Here is a 17,441-nt window from a genome sequence, read left to right as displayed (position 1 = left end):
GCAATGCTTGCGCCCCAGGGCGCAAGCATTGCGCCCCTACATTGACGGGGCTATTCCGTTGATCCGTCACTACGAAGGAACGTTTTGGAGATTTTATTTTTTGGAGTTCCCTAACCGAATTCCGTATAAGATGCGATCGCCCCCCAACCCATCTCCTTAAATCGGTTTAACCCAATCTCCAACTTCCGGGTGGTCAAACGGTAAGGCTTCACCTTCAATGATTTCTTCTCCGAGTCCCCAGGCATTTTTGACGATTCGTCTAGGAAACTTTCTTTGATCCGATTCGACTATACAAATTTTTTCTTGGACATGAATCACTTGTCCGGTTCCTTTCACCCGCTCTAGATATCCAAGGGATTCCCCACTCTCCGGATCCTTTATCTCTTGGTCGCCCGTCCGATAGATTAGCATTCTTTGGCCCACTTTTACATCATGAATCCAACCTCTATTCATGACAACTTGTGAAGGATTAATGACGTGAGCAACCAACACAGGAAATATCCGATTTTTGAGAGTTAACGCCTCTGGGTTGGGTGTCATTTTTGCTCCTTTGAATCAGGGAGGCGAGGCAGGCCAAATGCCTGCCCCACCCTAACTCAAACTAACTCTATTCTATCCCTTCAATCCGGTCCTCTACTTCTTGATACAACTCGCGCAGGCGGTCTAAATTCTCCTCACTGGTTTCCCAGTACCCGCGTCCATTGGCTTCTAGCAAGGTGGTGACCATCTTGCGGAACGAGTTGGGATTGAGGTTCAGCAGGCGTTTCTGCATCTCCTCATCCTTCATAAAGGTCTCGTTCGCTTCCTCGTACACCCAGTTATCCACGGCACCTGCTGTGGCACTCCATCCCATCGTATTCACGAGGCGTTTCGAGAGCTCGCGGACGCCTTCGTAGCCGTGGGAGAGCATTCCCTCGTACCACTTGGGATTGAGCATTTTGGTGCGCGTATCTAAGCGGACGGTTTCCGAGAGGGTTCGCACTTGGGCGTTGGCGGTGGTGGTGTCGGCGATGTAGGCTGCGGGTTTCTTGCCGTCGCCGCGTAAGGTGCCGATGACTTTGGTCGGGTCGGAGTCGAAGTAGTGAGAAACGTCGGTGAGACTGATTTCCGAAGAATCCAAGTTTTGGAACGTGACATCGGCAGTTTTCAAGGAAGACTCGAAAATCTGACGGTCCTGTTCCATTGTTCCTGGATTATCCGAGGAGAAGGCAAAGGATTTACGAGTGAGATACATTTCTTGTAACTCGTTCTCGCTTTCCCAGGTGCTATTCTCCACGGCTAAGTTGACGTTGGAGGCGTAGGAACCGGAAGCGTTAGAAAAGACGCGGGTAGCAGCTTGGCGCAGGTTGATTCCCATCTCTTCGGCTTGTTTCATCGCGTGTTTACGGATGAAGTTCATCTCTAACGGTTCATCAGCTTCAGCAGCCATTTTCACCGCTTTGTCTAACAGGTTCATTTGGTTGATAAACAAGTCGCGGAAGACGCCGGAACAGTTAATCACCACGTCGATGCGGGGACGTCCTAACTCTTCTAAGGACAGCAGTTCCAGTTTGTTGACTCGTCCCAAGGCATCGGGAACGGGTTTGACTCCCACCATCCACATGATTTGCGCCAGGGATTCCCCGTAGGTTTTGATGTTGTCGGTTCCCCAGAGGACGCAGGCGATGGTTTCGGGCCATTCTCCGTTATTTTCCCGCCGTTGCCGGTCTAACAGGCGGTCTACAACGATTTTGGCCGAAGTGACTGCTGCTGCGGTGGGGATGGATTGGGGGTCGAGGGCGTGGATGTTCTTGCCGGTGGGCAATACATCGGGGTTGCGGATGGGGTCGCCACCGGGTCCGGGGAGGACATATTCCCCTTCTAAGGCGCGCAATAAGGCCCCGAGTTCGTTGTCGGCGCAAATTTGCTGGAGGCAGAATTCCAGGTACTCAAACAGGGGTTTGAGGTCGTCGTTGCTGACGTCGGGATATCCTGATTGATGCAGGGATTCGACCCAAGGGGCTTTTTTGCCCATGTTGAAGAAGTTTAGTTTGGAGACAAGTGAGACTCGTCCTTCGGCATCGGTTTGTTCTTGGACAAGGGCGGCGACTGCGGCGCGAGTGGCTTGAATAATCGCTTGTAACAGTTCAACGTCTTCTAGGATGCCTTTATCGTTGTTGGCATAGAGTTCGTCGATGTCTCGTCCGATGCTGTTGGCGATAATCCTCAGCAGACTCTTGACCCCTTCTTCTTCGCGATCGAGGGAGGCGATGTTGACTAAGGTGGCGATCGCCTCTTCAGCAGAAGGCGGTTTCCCAATCACGTGCAACCCACAGGGTAACAACCGCGATTCGATTTCCATCAGCTTACGGTAAACTTGACCCACCACATTATCCCGTTCCTCGGGAGTCAGGTCGATCGCATCTTTGTCCGGTAAGTTGATATCCTGATCCAAATTCACCAACCGGCATTTATCCATGATGGTGTTGACGATCGCCACTCCCCGTCCACTCTCTTTCAGAGTTTGATAGGACCCAATCAACTCATTCAGTTCTTGCAGTCCCTTATATAACCCCGCATTCTCTGCCGGTGGCGTCAAATAGCTAATGGTTTCCGCATAAGACCGACGTTTGGCAATGGTCGCCTCAGAAGGATTATTAGCCGCGTAATAGTAGATATTCGGAATCTTGCCAATCAAGCTGTCGGGATAGCATTCCCCAGACATCCCCATTTGCTTCCCAGGCATGAATTCCAAGGACCCATGAGTGCCAAAATGGAGCACCGCATCGGCCCCCCAAATTTGCTCTAAATAGGTGTAGTAAGCCGCAAATCCATGATGGGGACTGGCCGATCGCGAGAATAGCAACCGCATCGGGTCTCCTTCATAGCCAAACGTCGGCTGAATCCCAATAAAGACGTTTCCAAATGACTTGCCATACACCAACAAGTTTTGGCCGTCGGTGTTCAGATGTCCCGGAGGCGGTCCCCAGTTTTCATGCAGTCGTTCGGAATAGGGGGTCAGTTTTTCATACTCTTCCACCGACATCCGATAGGCGACATTCAATTCTGGGCTATTGTACTGCGCTTGGGCATCGTGGATGACTTCCAGCATCAGTTGTTCCGCCGACTCAGGCAACTCAGGAAGATCATACCCGTTGCATTTGAGGGCGTTCATCACTTCATAGATGCTGCCAAACACATCTAAATAGGCCGCAGTTCCCACGTTGCCTTTATCTGGGGGGAAGCTAAAAATGGTGATTGCCAGTTTTTTATCCAGTTTCGGCTTGCGGCGTAGGGTCGCCCATTTAATCGCCCGTTGGGTGACGGTTTCGATGCGGTCCTGGAGGGCGATCGCCTTCCCGGTAGCCCCATCCCGTCCCGATAAAATAATCGGTTCGATCGCCCCATCCAATTCAGGAATCGCAATCTGTAGCGCTACTTGAATCGGGTGTAACCCCAAATCACTATCCTGCCATTCTTCCGTGGTTTGGAACACCAACGGCAAGGCCACCATATAGGGCCGATTTAAGCGTTTCAAAGACTCGATCGCCTTGGGATGGTCTTGACGGGCGGGACCTCCCACCAAGGCAAATCCAGTCAACGAAATCACCGTATCTACCAACGGCAGGGGTTCCACTCCTTTCGCCCCCACATCCCAGAAATAGGCATCCACCGGCTTAGAAAAGTCCAACCCTCCGGCAAATACCGGAATCGGGCGTGCACCCAAGGCTTCGATTTCCTGAACCATTGCCACATAATGGGCATCATCCCCGGTAACCAGGTGGGTGCGTTGCAGCACTAACCCAATACAGGGGGCCAGAGGGTCTTTGAGGTCATCGGAAATGTCATCCCGGCTGTTGTACCAGTTCAGATAATCCTTGACATCATCAAACATTTTCGGGGCCAAGGGATGCCAGACCCCCATATCCAGATAAACTACTGGATCCTGGAATTTGACCGTTTGTTCACCTTTGAAGACGTATTTATCTGCCAACATCAGCAGGAAGTTTTCCAGGTTTTCTGAGGAACCTCCCAACCAATATTGGAAACTCAGCATGAAGTTGCGGGCATCCTGGGCCTTGTCCATCGGCAGATATTTCAGGACTTTGGGCAAGGTTTGCAGCAACTTGAGCATTCCATCTTGGAAGGAAGAACCGGATTTTTCCTTGCGCTTCTTCATAAATTGCCCGATCGCGCTCTTGGATTGACCCAATTGCGCCATCGAGAAACTGCCCATTTTATTCAGACGCATCACCTCCGGCATGGAGGGAAACACCACAGCGACATCCAGGCGATCGCGGTGGGGTTCGACTGCGGCAGTCACTTTTTGGGCTAAATCTTCAATGAAAATTAGGGAAGCAATAAAAACATTTGCCGTGGCTAGATCCTGCTTAAAAGCCTCGTAGTTATTCGAGTCACGCAGTTCTTCTATCAAGTAACCACTGATTTCAATGGCTAAATTTTGGTTATTTTCGTTGATTGAGCGAACCGCAGACGATAAAGCACTCTGATACTGGGCTTCTAGCACGACATAGACCACCTTCAGCAAAGAACGCCCTCTGAGGTCATCCGGGGCGATGTGTCGAATGGTGGGCTTGACGTGAGTGAACATGAAGTTAGGCTCCTTTTAGATGCGCTTGCAGCAATTTAGCAGTTAGGTTTGAGGGCTAGAATTTAGGGTCTAGCCACTCCAACGCAAAAGTGGCAACTGTAAGAGTTTTTACCAAAAAATGCGTCTCTCTGGGGAGTTTTCGCCCGGATCCGACACAATTCGATAAGAAACGATTGCCAATTGTGTACTTTTGTTAAGTTTATTAGCAGGTATTTACTTTACCATGCGATTTACATAAATTCATAATCTGGCCGAATTTAGACGTTTCCGTTATTGATTTAACAGATTTGTGATTGATTATTACAGCAATGTAACCCGAATTGAGAAGTTGAGGCTGGAGTTACCGCCAGAGAAAAGAGTCCGCAGCCATAAGCATCGGCGGTAAGTGAGGTAAAAAGCCAACGCTGCCAAGGGCGACAATCATTCCATCTCCCGGTTCAAATCAATGGATGGGTTATCGAGGGACCCCCCGTAATCACGACCTTGGTTAATCTTTGAAAAAGAATAAACAGTCTTTATATCCGAAACCCAATTATTAAGGTAGAATACGGACCATATCCGTCAGTTGTTGACGGATAAAAAACTTCTGGTGTGGGGAAAATCAAATGAGTTTGGCGGTTTACAATGAAAGTTTTTACTTGGCGAATAATCCGGATATTCAACAAGCGGTTAATTCCGGAATCTTTACATCCGGTCTGAGCCACTTTCAAATATTTGGATTGGGGGAAGGAAGAGTCCAAGTTTCTCCCTTTTATGACGAAGCAACCTATTTAGTCAACAATCCCGATGTTGCAGCAGCGGTGAGTAATCGAACCCTAACTTCTGGATTGCAACACTTCATTCAACTAGGGGAAGCAGAAGGACGGGTAAGTATTTCCCCGCTTTGGAACGAAAGCACCTATTTATCCCTAAACCCCGATGTAGCGGGGGCAGTGAATAGTGGACTTTTGGCTTCAGGATTGCAACATTTTCTGGCCTTGGGAAATGCTGAAGGACGCCCAGGGGTCCCCAATTTTTCCCAGACCCCTGCCGGGTTTAACGAAACCGCTTATTTAGCTCTTAATCCCGATGTCAGAACCGCAGTAGAGTCCGGGGTACTCAGTTCAGGATTAGCCCACTATCAAAGTTTTGGACAATTTGAGCCGAATCGGGGTGGGGTGTTCTTCGGTACCCCAGGGAGTGATACGATTAATGCCTTTGGGCAATCGACGGGTATTCTCGGCGTTGGACTCTCTAATATTACCCCATTAGGGATTGGTGGACTCGATGGAATTCCTACCAGTTTAGGAGTCGGAGAAATCGACACCTTAATTGGAGGAACGGGAGTCGAGATTTTTAATATTGGCATCGGGATTACTCCCTTAAAACCTAACCCACAAAAATTGTATGTGGGACAGGGAAATTTGGACTACGCCCTGATTAAGAACTTTCAGCTAGAGCAAGATTTAATTTTGCTGGCGGGGGAACCGAGGGAGTATCGGTTTGATGCTGCCAATGGAAATTTCCTAATCTCTACCGCCGGGGGTGATTTGGTGGGGATTGTAGAAGGAATTTCCAATCTGCAAATCAGAAATATTTTTGATGATAGCACGTTTATCTTATCCGGTGGAGAAGGGACGGTCATCACCGAAGTTCCGGGGTTCAACGATAGGGTTTATTTAGCGGTTAACCGGGATGTAGCAGCAGCAGTGGAAGCAGGGGTTTTTGCCTCGGGATTAGCCCATTATCAACAATTTGGTCAGAATGAAGGGCGAGTTGGGGTGTTTACCGGGTCCAGTGGCAGCGATGAAATTACCGGATTTGGTCAGAATACCACTCTGGTGGGAGTCTCACTCTCAGTGGTAGCGGATTCGCCGAACCAAGATGTGGTGATTACGAGTCAGGGAACGGGTCAGGTGGATGTGTTAGTCGGCGGGACTGGGGGTGATACATTTGTCTTGGGAACGGGGATTAGCTTTGCGAATTCAGTGATTCAACCGTTCTATATCGGGAATGGAAATGAAGATTATGCCTTGATTCGCAACTTTGAACCCGGAAAGGATCAGATTCAGTTAGGGGGGAATCCAGAGGAATATACCTTCCAGGCATCCGATGGCAATTTCAATATTTTCCGCAATCCCGGTGATTTAGTGGGGATTATCGAGGGAGTGACGAATTTAGAGGTGACACAAACCTTTACGACGGGACGATTCTTGATGAGTTAAACGGACACCGGCGATCGGCATTGTTTGTGCTAACTGGAAACCGGGTGGCGATCGCCATCCGGTTTCAGTTGAGGGAGAATGCGTGTTAGGTGCGATCGCGCGCTTGTTTAATCAGGTCCACAATCTTAGGATGACCTTCTTCTGCCGCCCAAACCAACGCGGTCCAGTTATTGCGGTCCTTCGCCCGAATATCTGCACCGCAGTCGATTAAACATTGTACCACGGCTTCATGTCCATTTCCGGCTGCCGTAATTAAAGCCGTCACCCCAAACTCACTTTGGGCATTGATATCTGCACCCGCAGCAATTAACGCCTCGACCACCTCCACTTTACCAGAACCAGACGCACTCATCAACGCTGTCCACCCATCATTATCGGCATTGTTAGCATCGGCCCCCGCATCAAGTAATAATTGCACCAATTCCAGATTGCCACTCTCCGCAGCAGCGGTTAAAGCTGTTAATCCATCGGCATCTTTTTGATTCACGTCAGCATTTCCCTGGAGTAACGCCTCCACCTGAGATTTTTCTCCGGTTTTAATCGCCTCGATTAACTCAGTCATCCCTGATCTCCTCTGTGATTATAAGGTGATTAACTACCCACAACGTCTGATATTCTATCGAGAATCTAAACCCTAAACTTTAAACTGTAAATTGACATCATGGCAGGCATTGATATTGTAATTTTGTCCAATGGTCCCGGAGAATTAGCCACCTGGGTGCGTCCCGTGGTTCGCGCCTTGGTACAACAACTGGGCGATCGCCTAGCAGAAGTGCGGATTTCCGTGATTCTCTCCCCTTGTCCCCATGCTACGGGAAAAGAAGCGGCGATCGCCCGGTCTTATCCAGAAATTGACCGAGTACAGGAGGCACAACACTTTTGGCCCTTTCTACTCCGGGGAAAAACTGCCGAGAATTGGGACTGGCGAGAAAAAGGGGTGGTTCTCTTCCTCGGGGGTGACCAATTTTTTACCCTAATCCTCGGCAAACGCTTGGGGTATCGGACCGTTATCTATGCTGAACGGGAAGCGCGCTGGCAACAGTGGATTGACCGTTTTGCCGTGATGAATAGTCAGGTACAACCCCAGGATTCCGAGCAATATGTCCATAAATTTACCATAGTCGGGGATTTAATTGCCGATGTTGTGGGGGATGGGGGAAACGAAGAGGAGGAAAGAGGAGAATGGGGTGAGACAGGGGAATTGATTGGACTGCTACCGGGGTCGAAAGCGGCGAAATTGATGCAGGGAGTTCCGTTGTGTCTGGCGATCGCTGAATGTATCCATCAAGTGCGACCCGATACCCAATTTGTGATTCCTGTTGCGCCAACCGTAGAGATAGAAACTCTAGCCAAATTTGCCAATCCCCAACAGAATCCGGTCCTGGAATTAGTGAATGGCACTGCTGGGGAGTTAAAACAAGATGAGAACAACGGTATGGCATATTTGGAAACCGCCAGTAGATTGAGAGTGCAACTTTGGAGGCGATCGCCCGCTTATGACCTCCTCTCCCAATGTACCCTCTGCCTCACCACCGTCGGTGCCAACACCGCCGAACTCGGTTCCCTCGGCATCCCCATGATCGTCCTCCTCCCCACCCAACAACTAGACGCCATGCGCGCCTGGGATGGATTACCAGGCATCCTAGCCAACTTACCTTTATTCGGCTCAATCTTTGCCAAACTAATTAACCGCATCGTCTTACGCCAAGGCAAACTCTTCGCATGGCCCAACATTTGGGCAAAAACCGAAATCGTCCCCGAACTCGTAGGCAAACTGCAACCCCAACAAGTCGCCGAAATCGCCATAGATTGGTTAGAAAACCCCCAAAAACTCCAACTCATCCGAGATAAATTACAGTCAGTCCGAGGACAACCCGGTGCCGCCCATCACATCGCTGAAATCATCATAGAAGAAATCAACACCCAATTCAATTAACCCAAACCCTCTCGGGGCAATTCGCAACTTGCCCCCTATTTTTCATTTCCAAACCAGACTTAAAAGTATCTCCAAATTTTCCAAAATAATATAAAAAAACACCTTGTCGCACGTTTAATCTTGTTGTATAATAAAAGAACATACGCTTCAAGAACATCAGGAGGAATCAGGGTGAATACCCCTAACGCCAACTATGACCAAACTTGGAAAGAAGCTTTAGAAGACTATCTCGAACCCTTCATGGCCTTCTTTTTCCCAGAAGTTCATAATCTCATCGATTGGAGCCGAGGATACGAATCCCTGGACAAAGAACTGCAACAAATTACCCCCACCGCCACCAGTGGAGAAAGAGAAGCGGATAAACTCTTCAAAGTCTGGCAAAAAAATGGCGAAGAAGCCTATATTTTGATTCATATCGAAGTCCAGAGTCAAGAAGAGTCAGTTTTTCCCGAACGGATGTACATCTACCATTATCGGTCCTTTGACATCCACAAAAAAGTGATTAGCCTAGCCATCCTAGGAGACGATCGCCGGTCATGGCGGCCCAAATCCTACAGCTATGAACTCGGAGGCAGTTCTATCCGCTTTGAATTTCCCATCGCCAAACTCCTCGACTATGAAAGCCAATGGGAGACCCTTAAAACCAGTCTCAATCCCTTAGCCTTTTTAGTCATGGCCCATTTAAAAACCCAAGCCAGCACAGGAAATGCCGAAGAACGGGAACAGTATAAATGGGAGTTAGTACAGAACCTCTACCAACGAGGCTATACTGAAAACGAGGTCATCAATCTATTTCGATTACTAGACTGGATGATGACCCTACCCGAAAGCCTACAACAAAGTTTTGACACCAAACTCAAAAACTATCAGGAGGAACGAAAAATGCCCATTCTGAGCAATATCGAACGTCGCGCCCTGGAAACTGGTCGCCAAGAAGGTCGCCAGGAAGGTCGCCAAGAAGGTCGCCAAGAAGGTTTAGAAGAAGGTCTCCAACGAGGTGCCCAAACCGCTCGTCGGGAGATGATTTTGGAAGTCTTGAACGCGCGGTTTAACCCAGTGCCAGCCGAGGTGATTGACCGGATTAATCAAATCTCTGATTATGAGACTTTACAGCAACTGCTCGAACGGGGACTTTCTATCGGGTCCCTGGCGGAATTTGAGGAAGTTCTTGCCTCGATAATGACTGACAATTAAATCTTTAATCTATGGGAAAGGATAGGGCAGGGCCTTGTCCTTTCCCATAGATTACGAAACTAGACAGAACACTCACGGGGAGGAAAATATGCCGATTCTGAGCAATGTCGAACGTCGCGCAATGGAAGCCGCTCGCCAGCAAGGTATCCAACTTGTTCGGGAGATTGTTTTGGAAGTTTTGAACGATCTCTTTAACCCAGTGCCACCGGCAGTGACTGACCGGATTAATCAAATCTCTGATTTGGCGACTTTAAAGCAACTGCTCAAACGGGGAATATCTATCGGGTCCCTGGCGGAATTTGAGCAAGTTCTGGAATCCATGCTGACTCTCGATTAAAGATTCACGCCATCTGCCGGGACAGGGTGGGGTCTTGTCCTTGGGGATGAAATGGGGGACAAACTGCACTACAATCAGGGAAAATGATGTGAAGCTGGGAAATATCAGTCCCGGGCCTGCACGGAAACTCGATCTCACAACCCCACTAACCCGGTTCCGGGAATCAATCGATTAATCAAGGGTAGGCAACATGAGCGAACAACGACAAACCGCCTATTTAGAACTGATTCAATCCCTCCTGAATTGTCCCAGTGGCGAGGAAGTGGGGGTATTGAGCGCCCACCAGGAACTCATCGATGAGGGTTTGGTGCAGGTGATGCGAGCCGAAGCGGAAAAGAGGGCACAACAGGAGCCTGGGTATGCAGGCTGGTTGCGGAATTTTGCGAGTAAAGTAGAAACTGTTAACTATTCCCTGTCTCGACTACAAACTAAACTGGCAGCAGATACCCTGTTACAGCAAGGGTTCCAACAGTATCTACATAGTCAATATCCCCTAGCTTTTCAATCTTTGCAAGAGTGCCTCGCATTGTATCAAGAAATCGGGGATAAGCCTGGTATGGCAACCTCTTGGGGACAGTTGGGATATATCGAGCTAAATCGGGGGAACTCGGATGAGGCGGAGCATCTGTATCGGCAATCTTTGGCAATTAAAACCGAATTGGGCGATCGCTCCTCTATGGCAACCTCTTGGGGACAGTTGGGATATATCGAGCTAAATCGGGGCAACTGGGATGAGGCGGAGCGTCTGTATCGGCAATATTTAGAAGTCATGACTGAATTGGACGATCTTTCCGGTATGGTAACCTCTTGGGAAGTCTTGGGATATATCGAGCAAAATCGAGGCAACTAGGATCAGGCGGAGCATCTGTATCGGCAATATTTAGAAGTGATGACCGAATTAGGCGATACCGCGCTGGAGCAGACTTTCAGATGACTCAACACCCGGCAGGGGTTAAAACTAATAGCTAAAGTCGGTTAAAACCGACTGAAAACATCGCTGGAGCAGACTTTCAGACGATGGCGTGGGTTTAAAACCTAGCCTTGTCAAGGTGTATTGATTTGTAGGGGCGCAAGGCATCGAAGCCCCTACAAGAAACAATGATTTTTCGACATCAAATTTACCTCTTGTAGGGGCGAAACGAGAAGCGCCTGTCCAAGAAATAACGATTTTTCGTCATTAAATTTATCACCTTGACAGGGCTAGGGTTAAAACCCCGCCTGTAGAGGCGCTTCGCGAAGCGCCCCTACAGTCAAAAAGCGACTAAAAACCCTACCAGATAAGACTTGCAGTCGGTTGAAACCGACTTGATTCTGTTAGGCGGGGGTTTGAACCCCCGCAGGTTGTCGCAACCCCCGCAGGTTGTCGCAACCCCTCCCAGTTGTCGCAACGGGTGCAAAATGTCCGTATAGCCCCACCCTTTAAAATGCGGGTTTTTACAAACCTGATATCAACAGCAAAAATCAAGGAGTCAAGACATGAAATTTCAAGATTTTATAGAATTTTTTCCGGCAGCGATTCAAGCGAATTCTGTCAACTTAAACCCAGAACAGTTAGCAGAAATTGTGAAATTGCTAGAAGGGTTAGAAAGTCAGCCAGAAAGCACCCGTGATGCCCTCAAGGTTTGGATTAGAAATCATCCCGACGTGAGAGAGGCAGTCATTAATTTTGCTTATCAAAAAGATGTGAACAATACTCCTGAGCCGGACCGCGAAAATGTCAACTCACCGCGACGGAAGCAGAGTAGTGAGGTGGAAATTTTACAAAACTTGTTTGAACTACGTAAACAGGCTAAGTTGCAACAGGATGCACCCAAAAACTTGCCACCCCAAAATAATTAATTTAATTTGTATCTCTAAATCGAATGTCTTTTTTGCTGTATGCTCCCAATGTTCATCTGTTTGCTTTCCATCTGGGGGAGATAGAGTACCCGGATAGTGTTCCCGATGATCAACTCCATTATTTACCCGATCGCTGTCTGGAGATTTTTCACCAGTTCCAGATTCAGCAGGCGTTAAATCTGCGAGCAGTTACCCCTAATCTGCGGATGGATCTCCTCGAAGGTACGAGCGAGGAGAATATTCTGCTGAGTTTAGAAGGCAAGCTCGCCGATAAACAGAAGATAACCGGGGTTGTGGGGTATTTACAACTGTATGATAGCTATGCTCTCTATTTAAACCTGCGAATTCCTGAACTGCATGAGTCTCAAAATCGAACCCAATCTGTCGATGCAGCTATTTTCAAAGAGTTTAATTCTAATCACCAGTGGATATTGGATAGTTCTATTGGGCAGGTGATTATTTTAACGGGCTGGCTGTCTCAGGCGCAACAGCAGCAAGGACCGATAATTTGGCAACAAATGGCGGATTATTGCCTGCAAAGTTTTCTGGCAACATCAGACTCTCCCTTGCCGCCTTGTTATCAAGTGAATCAACTGTTTGGGAGTCCGGTTTTTGAATATGGTGACCCTCGGAATCCGGATAAAACCCAGACGATTTGGGTTTGGTTATTTTTGGATGAGTCGGATGAGGCTGAAAAACCATCCGCTGACGCAGACTCCAATCTCTGTTTCCTGGATCAAGAATTACTGGATTTATTTTTTTATCGCCAAAAGGTGATTAAAACGTTTGAATTGAGCCGGGAAAATTATCGGGATACTCGCGCTCAATATCAAAAGATGGGAGATGAAGTGGAAGCGATTCGTTCCCTGATTTTGGATAAGAAATCTAGTCCGGAAAAGTTGTCGGAATCAACTTTGATTGACTTACAAAAATCTCTGGTGGAGTTATTAGAGTTGGATATCAGTTTTTCGGAGAATTTAAGGGTGTTAGAGACATCTCGCCTCACTTTGAAAGCGAATGCGAGCAATTATCGCAAAAAGCTGGCGCTGATTCAAAGTTATTACCCCCAGGAAAAGTTAGATATTTTGGAGAGTTTTGGGGATAAAAATTGCGTGAATTTTCCGGAGCAAATCAAACTGGATTTGGGCTATTTTAGGCATATCCGGAGTTTGGCGGATAAGGCAGTGGCTTCGATTCGCGGTATTGTGGAAATTGAACAAACCCAACGCGATCGCCTGCGTCAAGACCAAGAAAAACAGCTCGAAAATACCATCCAGGCGATCGGACTGGCGGTGGGAACTGGCGCTATTTTTGCATCAAGTGCGGGATCAATCACCGACCCTTGGCGGAGTCCTTGGGCAGCAGATCGCTCCTCTTATCCCCATCCCTTTCTGATTGCTGTTTTCGAGAGTCTTCTCCTGGCGGCGATCGTTTATGTTGGTGTCAAATGGTGTCAAAATCGGGGGGGAAACGGAAAAAAAATTGACCCAATTCAATTGAGGGGCCAGGAACCGGGGTTCTGCCCCAAATTTAGTCTCGATTCCACAGATGTGGTAAAGAACCCCGGTTTCTAAACACGGGTTGAATTAGTGGATGTCTATGTGCCCTTGGGATTGGTAGAACGTCGCGAACCCAAGCAACCGAAACCGGGGCAAAATCGAGAAACCCTAGGGCAAGATTGGGAACAAAAAGTAGAGACGATTACCCCAATTGCCGAGGATGAGTTTTTTAATCGGGTTTTGCAGCAGGGGCAAAGTCCCAAAAGTCAGGGGCGACGGATTGCGGTGATTGGCGAACCGGGTTCGGGAAAAACGACGCGGTTACAGGCGATCGCCGATTGGATTTTAGCCAACAATCTCGGCATCCCGATTTGGATACCGTTGGCAGAATTTACCGAACCGACCCTGGTGGATTATTTGCAAGAAAAATGGCTGAAGTTGGCGGGGGTTGAAGAGGCAATACCCTCTCTCCAAGACCACAAAGACCATCTATGGTTATTGATGGATGGATTGGATGAAATGGTAGCCCGGATTGAACGGCCCCATGTGTCCCAGTTATTGACTGGGTGGGTGCAGTCAGCACGGGTGGTCATCACCTGCCGGGTGAATGTGTGGGAAGCGGATCAAAATGCCTTTTCCGGGTTTGATGTGTATCGGAATTTACCCTTTGAGGTGGAGCAGATGGAACTGTTTATTCGGCGGTTTTTTGCCCAGAGTGGTTAAAATTAGAAAAACAGAACCTTTTACCCTTATGCAAGTTCATCCGTCTCTCCCTCCACTCCATCATCTCCCGAAGTCGTTACCCCTGGATGGGGCGGTGCGAATTGAGTTGGAATCCGGTGTTCCAATTTTTCGAGCATCAACAAATGTGCAGGCTCGGATTGTGATGTTGTTGGAAAAACAGCAACTTGAAGCGTTAACTGAGTCAGAAGAACAGGAATTAGATGCTTATGAGGAAATTGATGATTATCTAAGTTTTGTCAATCGCACGATTCGGAATTTGGCAGTTGCACCCAATTCGCAATCTTCTGGTTTAGGGGCAGATTTATACAGTCCGGTGGCTTTGTTGGATGATGAGGGGGTGATTGCGTTGGCACAGCTTAAGTTAGATGCTGGGCAAAATGAGCGTTTGGGCGATCTGCAAGGGAAAGGAAAGGCTCAGGGGTTAACTCAATCGGAGCGATATGAACTAATGATGTTAATGCAGAGTTATCGCTTAGGGTTATTGCGAAAATCCGAAGCCTTAGCCGAAGCAAAAGTGCGGGGATTAACCCCCAATCTTGCCCCATGAGTTTATCAGATCCGGTACGTCAAATCGTTCGTCAACGTCCCGGAAACTGTTGTGAATATTGTTTGAACCATCAAGATTACATTATGGGTCGCTTACAGGTTGATCACATACTACCAGTGGCGAACGGGGGTGGTGATGAGATAGAAAATCTCTGTTTAGCTTGTGAATTGTGTAATCAATGATTCAAACCGGGTTAGAGGAAATTTGAGAATATTGGTTTTTATAACTCTCGATTTTAGAGCATCTCGTTTGATGGTGCGCCACCGATTGATTGAATTGATGGTATCGAGAACACCTTGTACTTGACCGCTTCTTGGGTTGTAGTTATAATGTAATTACATCCTGCCTTTAAGGCCATCCCAGCATGAGCAAAGTGATTAAAACCCGAATCGTTAAAATTGGCAACTCCCAAGGTGTGCGTATTCCTAAACTGCTGTTAGAGCAAAGCGGTATTCAGACAGAGGTTGAAATCGAAGTGGAAGGCGATCATCTCACGATTCGCACCGCACGACGGTTAAGAACAGGCTGGGAGCAAGCCTTTGCAGCAATGGCGAAAGAACAATATGATGTTCTTCTCGATCAAGTCAACAGTACCGATTGGGAGCAAAGCGAATGGGAGTGGTAGCCCAGCGTTTTGATGTTTTTTTGGTTAATCTTGATCCCACAATTGGCAGTGAAATTTAGAAAACACGACCCTGTGTGATTATATCACCCGATGAAATGAACCGTTATATTGCCACGGTGATTATTGCACCAATGACGACGAAAGGGAAAGCCTACCCGACTCGGATTGCCTGTCAGTTTCAGGGTAAGGAGGGGCAAATTGTTCTGGATCAAATCCGCACCATTGATAAAACTCGATTGGTCAAAAAACTGGGTCAAATTAGTCCAGATGAGCAAAGCCGAGTTCTCGACTCCTTGGCGGAGATGTTTGCCGAGTGAGCCAATCGAGGGGGTATCAGCTCATCATCACCTAAACCCCAAGCAAGGGCGATCGCTCATTACCGGCACGATAAACGATGCTTTAGTGGTTATTTCTTGATTCCTTAAACCATAATGCCATGACGATCTCAACTCCAACTTCTGCCGATGCTCTGATTGCCGCCCTCCATGAACCGGGACGGGAAAACCTCCTTGATTTGGTACGCAACCCCTTGCGCTTGACCTTGCTCTGCATGACTTGGGATGGGTCATCGTTGCCGGATACCCAGGCGGAGTTGTATGCCCGTTATCTAAAAGAGGTGTATCAGTGGAATCAGAACTTGCAGGAGTTGCGCGACCATGCCCAGCGTTGTGGCACAAATATCACGAATTTGAAGCAGGAGTTGAATCGGCAACTGGGGGAACTGGCGAAGGCGGCGTTGAATTTGCCCTAGGAGCGATTTCGGTTATCCCAGGCTTTGGTAGAAAAGCATTTGGGAGAGGAATTGGATGAGACATCTTTGGGTTATTTGGCGTTGCGGTTGGGCTGGCTGAATCGAGTCGGCAGAGATAAGCGAGGGGATTCGATTTTTGCGTTTTATCATGCGACGTTTCAGGACTATTTTGCGGCGTTGGCGGTGGAGGATTGGGATTATTTTCTGCCCAAGGATCATTGCGATCGTCCAGTGGCGGGGAAGCAGTATCGGATTTTTGAACCGCAGTGGAAACAGGTGATTTTGTTGTGGTTGGGGCGTGAGGATGTTGTTGAGGAGAAGAAGGAGGGGTTTATTCGGGCGTTCGTTGAGTTTGAGGATGGGTCTATGGGCTTATATTGGTTTCACGCTGTTTTTCTCGCCGCAGCAGGAATTGGTGAATTTAAAACCTGTTCTCAAGTTGATGTAGTTAATGCCATTGTTAAGCAGATAGTTAAATGGGGTTTTGGTTATTACAACCAGGAAAAACAGGAATGGTGGGGTTATTTCAATCAAATTCAAAAAGATGCTAGGGAAACTATTTTCCAAACCGATCGCAAACGCGCTGTTCAAGAACTTTACCAAATGCTTGAACATCCCCAATGCCATGAATATCCCCGTAGGCTGGCTGTCTATACTTTACGAGAAATCGGGCAAGGCAATCAAACGGCGATCTCTGGTTTGATTAAAATCCTCGAAACTGCTGAAGATAAATATACCCGTGTTGAGTAATTTAGCCTTTACAGGCTTAGTCTAACTTACAATGTAAAGTTTTGTATTGACATTCAACATTTCTGGGATTATTATGATAAAATCTGGAAGCCGCGAAATAAGACGCCGTTGGACCCAACATAAAGGACGACACAAGTTAACCGCAAGCGTTAGCGAATGCGGTTCAACTTCATTCTTAGGCATCAAGTACAGATTCCAGAACATCTTGACTTATGGACGACTTGACTTATGGACGACGAGCTACTTAAAAAATACCTTGAATACGCTAACAGCGAAGAGTCCCTTGCAGTTCTCTTTGTAAAAAAGCATCTCGCTCAAGCAAAAGGGCATTGGATAGATATTGTCGATTGCCAACGCTATGAAATGTACTCAGATGAGTTACTACATTTCAGATTCGTCCTAGGTGGTCTGTATAAGAGAAAGA

The 17,441-nt window shown here is 47.8% G+C and carries 17 protein-coding genes and 1 pseudogene; 15 read left to right on the top strand and 3 right to left on the bottom strand.

What is annotated here, in order from left to right; translation table 11 throughout:
- Positions 1-156 precede the first annotated feature (156 nt).
- Entirely contained in the window at positions 157-540 is a 384-nt protein-coding gene (locus NG833_RS28125; RefSeq protein WP_254568574.1) for a hypothetical protein, read from the bottom strand.
- A gap of 67 nt (positions 541-607) precedes the next feature.
- Positions 608-4,591, bottom strand: a complete 3,984-nt coding sequence (locus NG833_RS28120; RefSeq protein ID WP_254568573.1) for a magnesium chelatase subunit H — start codon at positions 4,589-4,591, stop codon at positions 608-610.
- Positions 4,592-5,196: 605 nt separating this feature from the next.
- Here NG833_RS28120 and NG833_RS28115 point away from each other — a divergent pair.
- Positions 5,197-6,795 carry a hypothetical protein gene (locus tag NG833_RS28115; protein ID WP_254568572.1) on the top strand — a complete coding sequence of 533 codons (1,599 nt, stop codon included), beginning with the start codon at positions 5,197-5,199 and terminating at the stop codon, positions 6,793-6,795.
- An 85-nt stretch (positions 6,796-6,880) separates the two neighbouring features.
- Here NG833_RS28115 and NG833_RS28110 read toward each other — a convergent pair whose 3' ends face one another.
- Positions 6,881-7,357: an ankyrin repeat domain-containing protein gene (locus NG833_RS28110; RefSeq protein WP_254568571.1), complete on the bottom strand. Its 477-nt coding sequence runs from the start codon at positions 7,355-7,357 to the stop codon at positions 6,881-6,883.
- 99 nt (positions 7,358-7,456) lie between these two features.
- Here NG833_RS28110 and NG833_RS28105 point away from each other — a divergent pair, with 99 nt between their 5' ends.
- The 14 genes and pseudogenes from NG833_RS28105 to NG833_RS28045 form a co-directional block, all read left to right on the top strand.
- Positions 7,457-8,731 carry a lipid-A-disaccharide synthase gene (locus NG833_RS28105; protein WP_254568570.1) on the top strand — a complete coding sequence of 425 codons (1,275 nt, stop codon included), beginning with the start codon at positions 7,457-7,459 and terminating at the stop codon, positions 8,729-8,731.
- 171 nt (positions 8,732-8,902) lie between these two features.
- A complete protein-coding gene (locus NG833_RS28100) occupies positions 8,903-9,925 on the top strand; it encodes a transposase (RefSeq protein WP_254568569.1) in 1,023 nt (340 codons plus the stop codon).
- 88 nt (positions 9,926-10,013) lie between these two features.
- Complete coding sequence (locus tag NG833_RS28095) at positions 10,014-10,262, top strand: hypothetical protein (RefSeq protein WP_254568568.1); 249 nt, start codon at positions 10,014-10,016, stop codon at positions 10,260-10,262.
- Positions 10,263-10,452: 190 nt separating this feature from the next.
- Entirely contained in the window at positions 10,453-11,112 is a 660-nt protein-coding gene (locus tag NG833_RS28090) for a tetratricopeptide repeat protein (protein WP_375293973.1), read from the top strand.
- Between the two features lie 626 nt (positions 11,113-11,738).
- Positions 11,739-12,101 (top strand): hypothetical protein, encoded by a 363-nt coding sequence (locus tag NG833_RS28085; RefSeq protein ID WP_254568567.1) that lies wholly within the window; start codon positions 11,739-11,741, stop codon positions 12,099-12,101.
- Positions 12,102-12,124: 23 nt separating this feature from the next.
- The gene (locus tag NG833_RS28080; protein ID WP_254568566.1) at positions 12,125-13,675 is read left to right on the top strand and encodes a hypothetical protein; all 1,551 of its coding nucleotides are present in this window, start codon (positions 12,125-12,127) and stop codon (positions 13,673-13,675) included.
- Positions 13,676-13,690: 15 nt separating this feature from the next.
- Positions 13,691-14,323, top strand: coding sequence for an NACHT domain-containing NTPase (locus NG833_RS28075; RefSeq protein ID WP_254568565.1), 633 nt, complete (start codon positions 13,691-13,693; stop codon positions 14,321-14,323).
- A gap of 28 nt (positions 14,324-14,351) precedes the next feature.
- The gene (locus tag NG833_RS28070; RefSeq protein ID WP_254568564.1) at positions 14,352-14,891 is read left to right on the top strand and encodes a hypothetical protein; all 540 of its coding nucleotides are present in this window, start codon (positions 14,352-14,354) and stop codon (positions 14,889-14,891) included.
- On the top strand, positions 14,888-15,073 hold the full coding sequence (locus NG833_RS31125; RefSeq protein WP_375293972.1) for an HNH endonuclease: 186 nt from the start codon (positions 14,888-14,890) through the stop codon (positions 15,071-15,073). Before NG833_RS28070 ends, NG833_RS31125 begins: the two co-directional genes overlap by 4 nt.
- Positions 15,074-15,255: 182 nt before the next feature.
- Positions 15,256-15,516: an AbrB/MazE/SpoVT family DNA-binding domain-containing protein gene (locus NG833_RS28065; protein ID WP_254568563.1), complete on the top strand. Its 261-nt coding sequence runs from the start codon at positions 15,256-15,258 to the stop codon at positions 15,514-15,516.
- A 71-nt stretch (positions 15,517-15,587) separates the two neighbouring features.
- Positions 15,588-15,833 (top strand): annotated as a pseudogene (locus tag NG833_RS28060) (type II toxin-antitoxin system PemK/MazF family toxin); the annotation flags it as partial.
- Positions 15,834-15,952: 119 nt separating this feature from the next.
- The gene (locus NG833_RS28055; RefSeq protein WP_254568561.1) at positions 15,953-16,267 is read left to right on the top strand and encodes a hypothetical protein; all 315 of its coding nucleotides are present in this window, start codon (positions 15,953-15,955) and stop codon (positions 16,265-16,267) included.
- 51 nt (positions 16,268-16,318) lie between these two features.
- Positions 16,319-17,017, top strand: coding sequence for a hypothetical protein (locus tag NG833_RS28050; RefSeq protein ID WP_254568560.1), 699 nt, complete (start codon positions 16,319-16,321; stop codon positions 17,015-17,017).
- A 228-nt stretch (positions 17,018-17,245) separates the two neighbouring features.
- A partial coding sequence (locus NG833_RS28045; RefSeq protein ID WP_254568559.1) for a hypothetical protein occupies positions 17,246-17,441 on the top strand: 196 nt, incomplete at its 3' end.

The organism is Oscillatoria sp. HE19RPO (genome assembly GCF_024220515.1).
Taxonomy (GTDB): domain Bacteria; phylum Cyanobacteriota; class Cyanobacteriia; order Cyanobacteriales; family Laspinemataceae; genus Laspinema.
The sequence above is the reverse complement of the archived record's forward strand: the minus strand, read 5'-3'. Positions and strand labels throughout refer to the sequence as shown.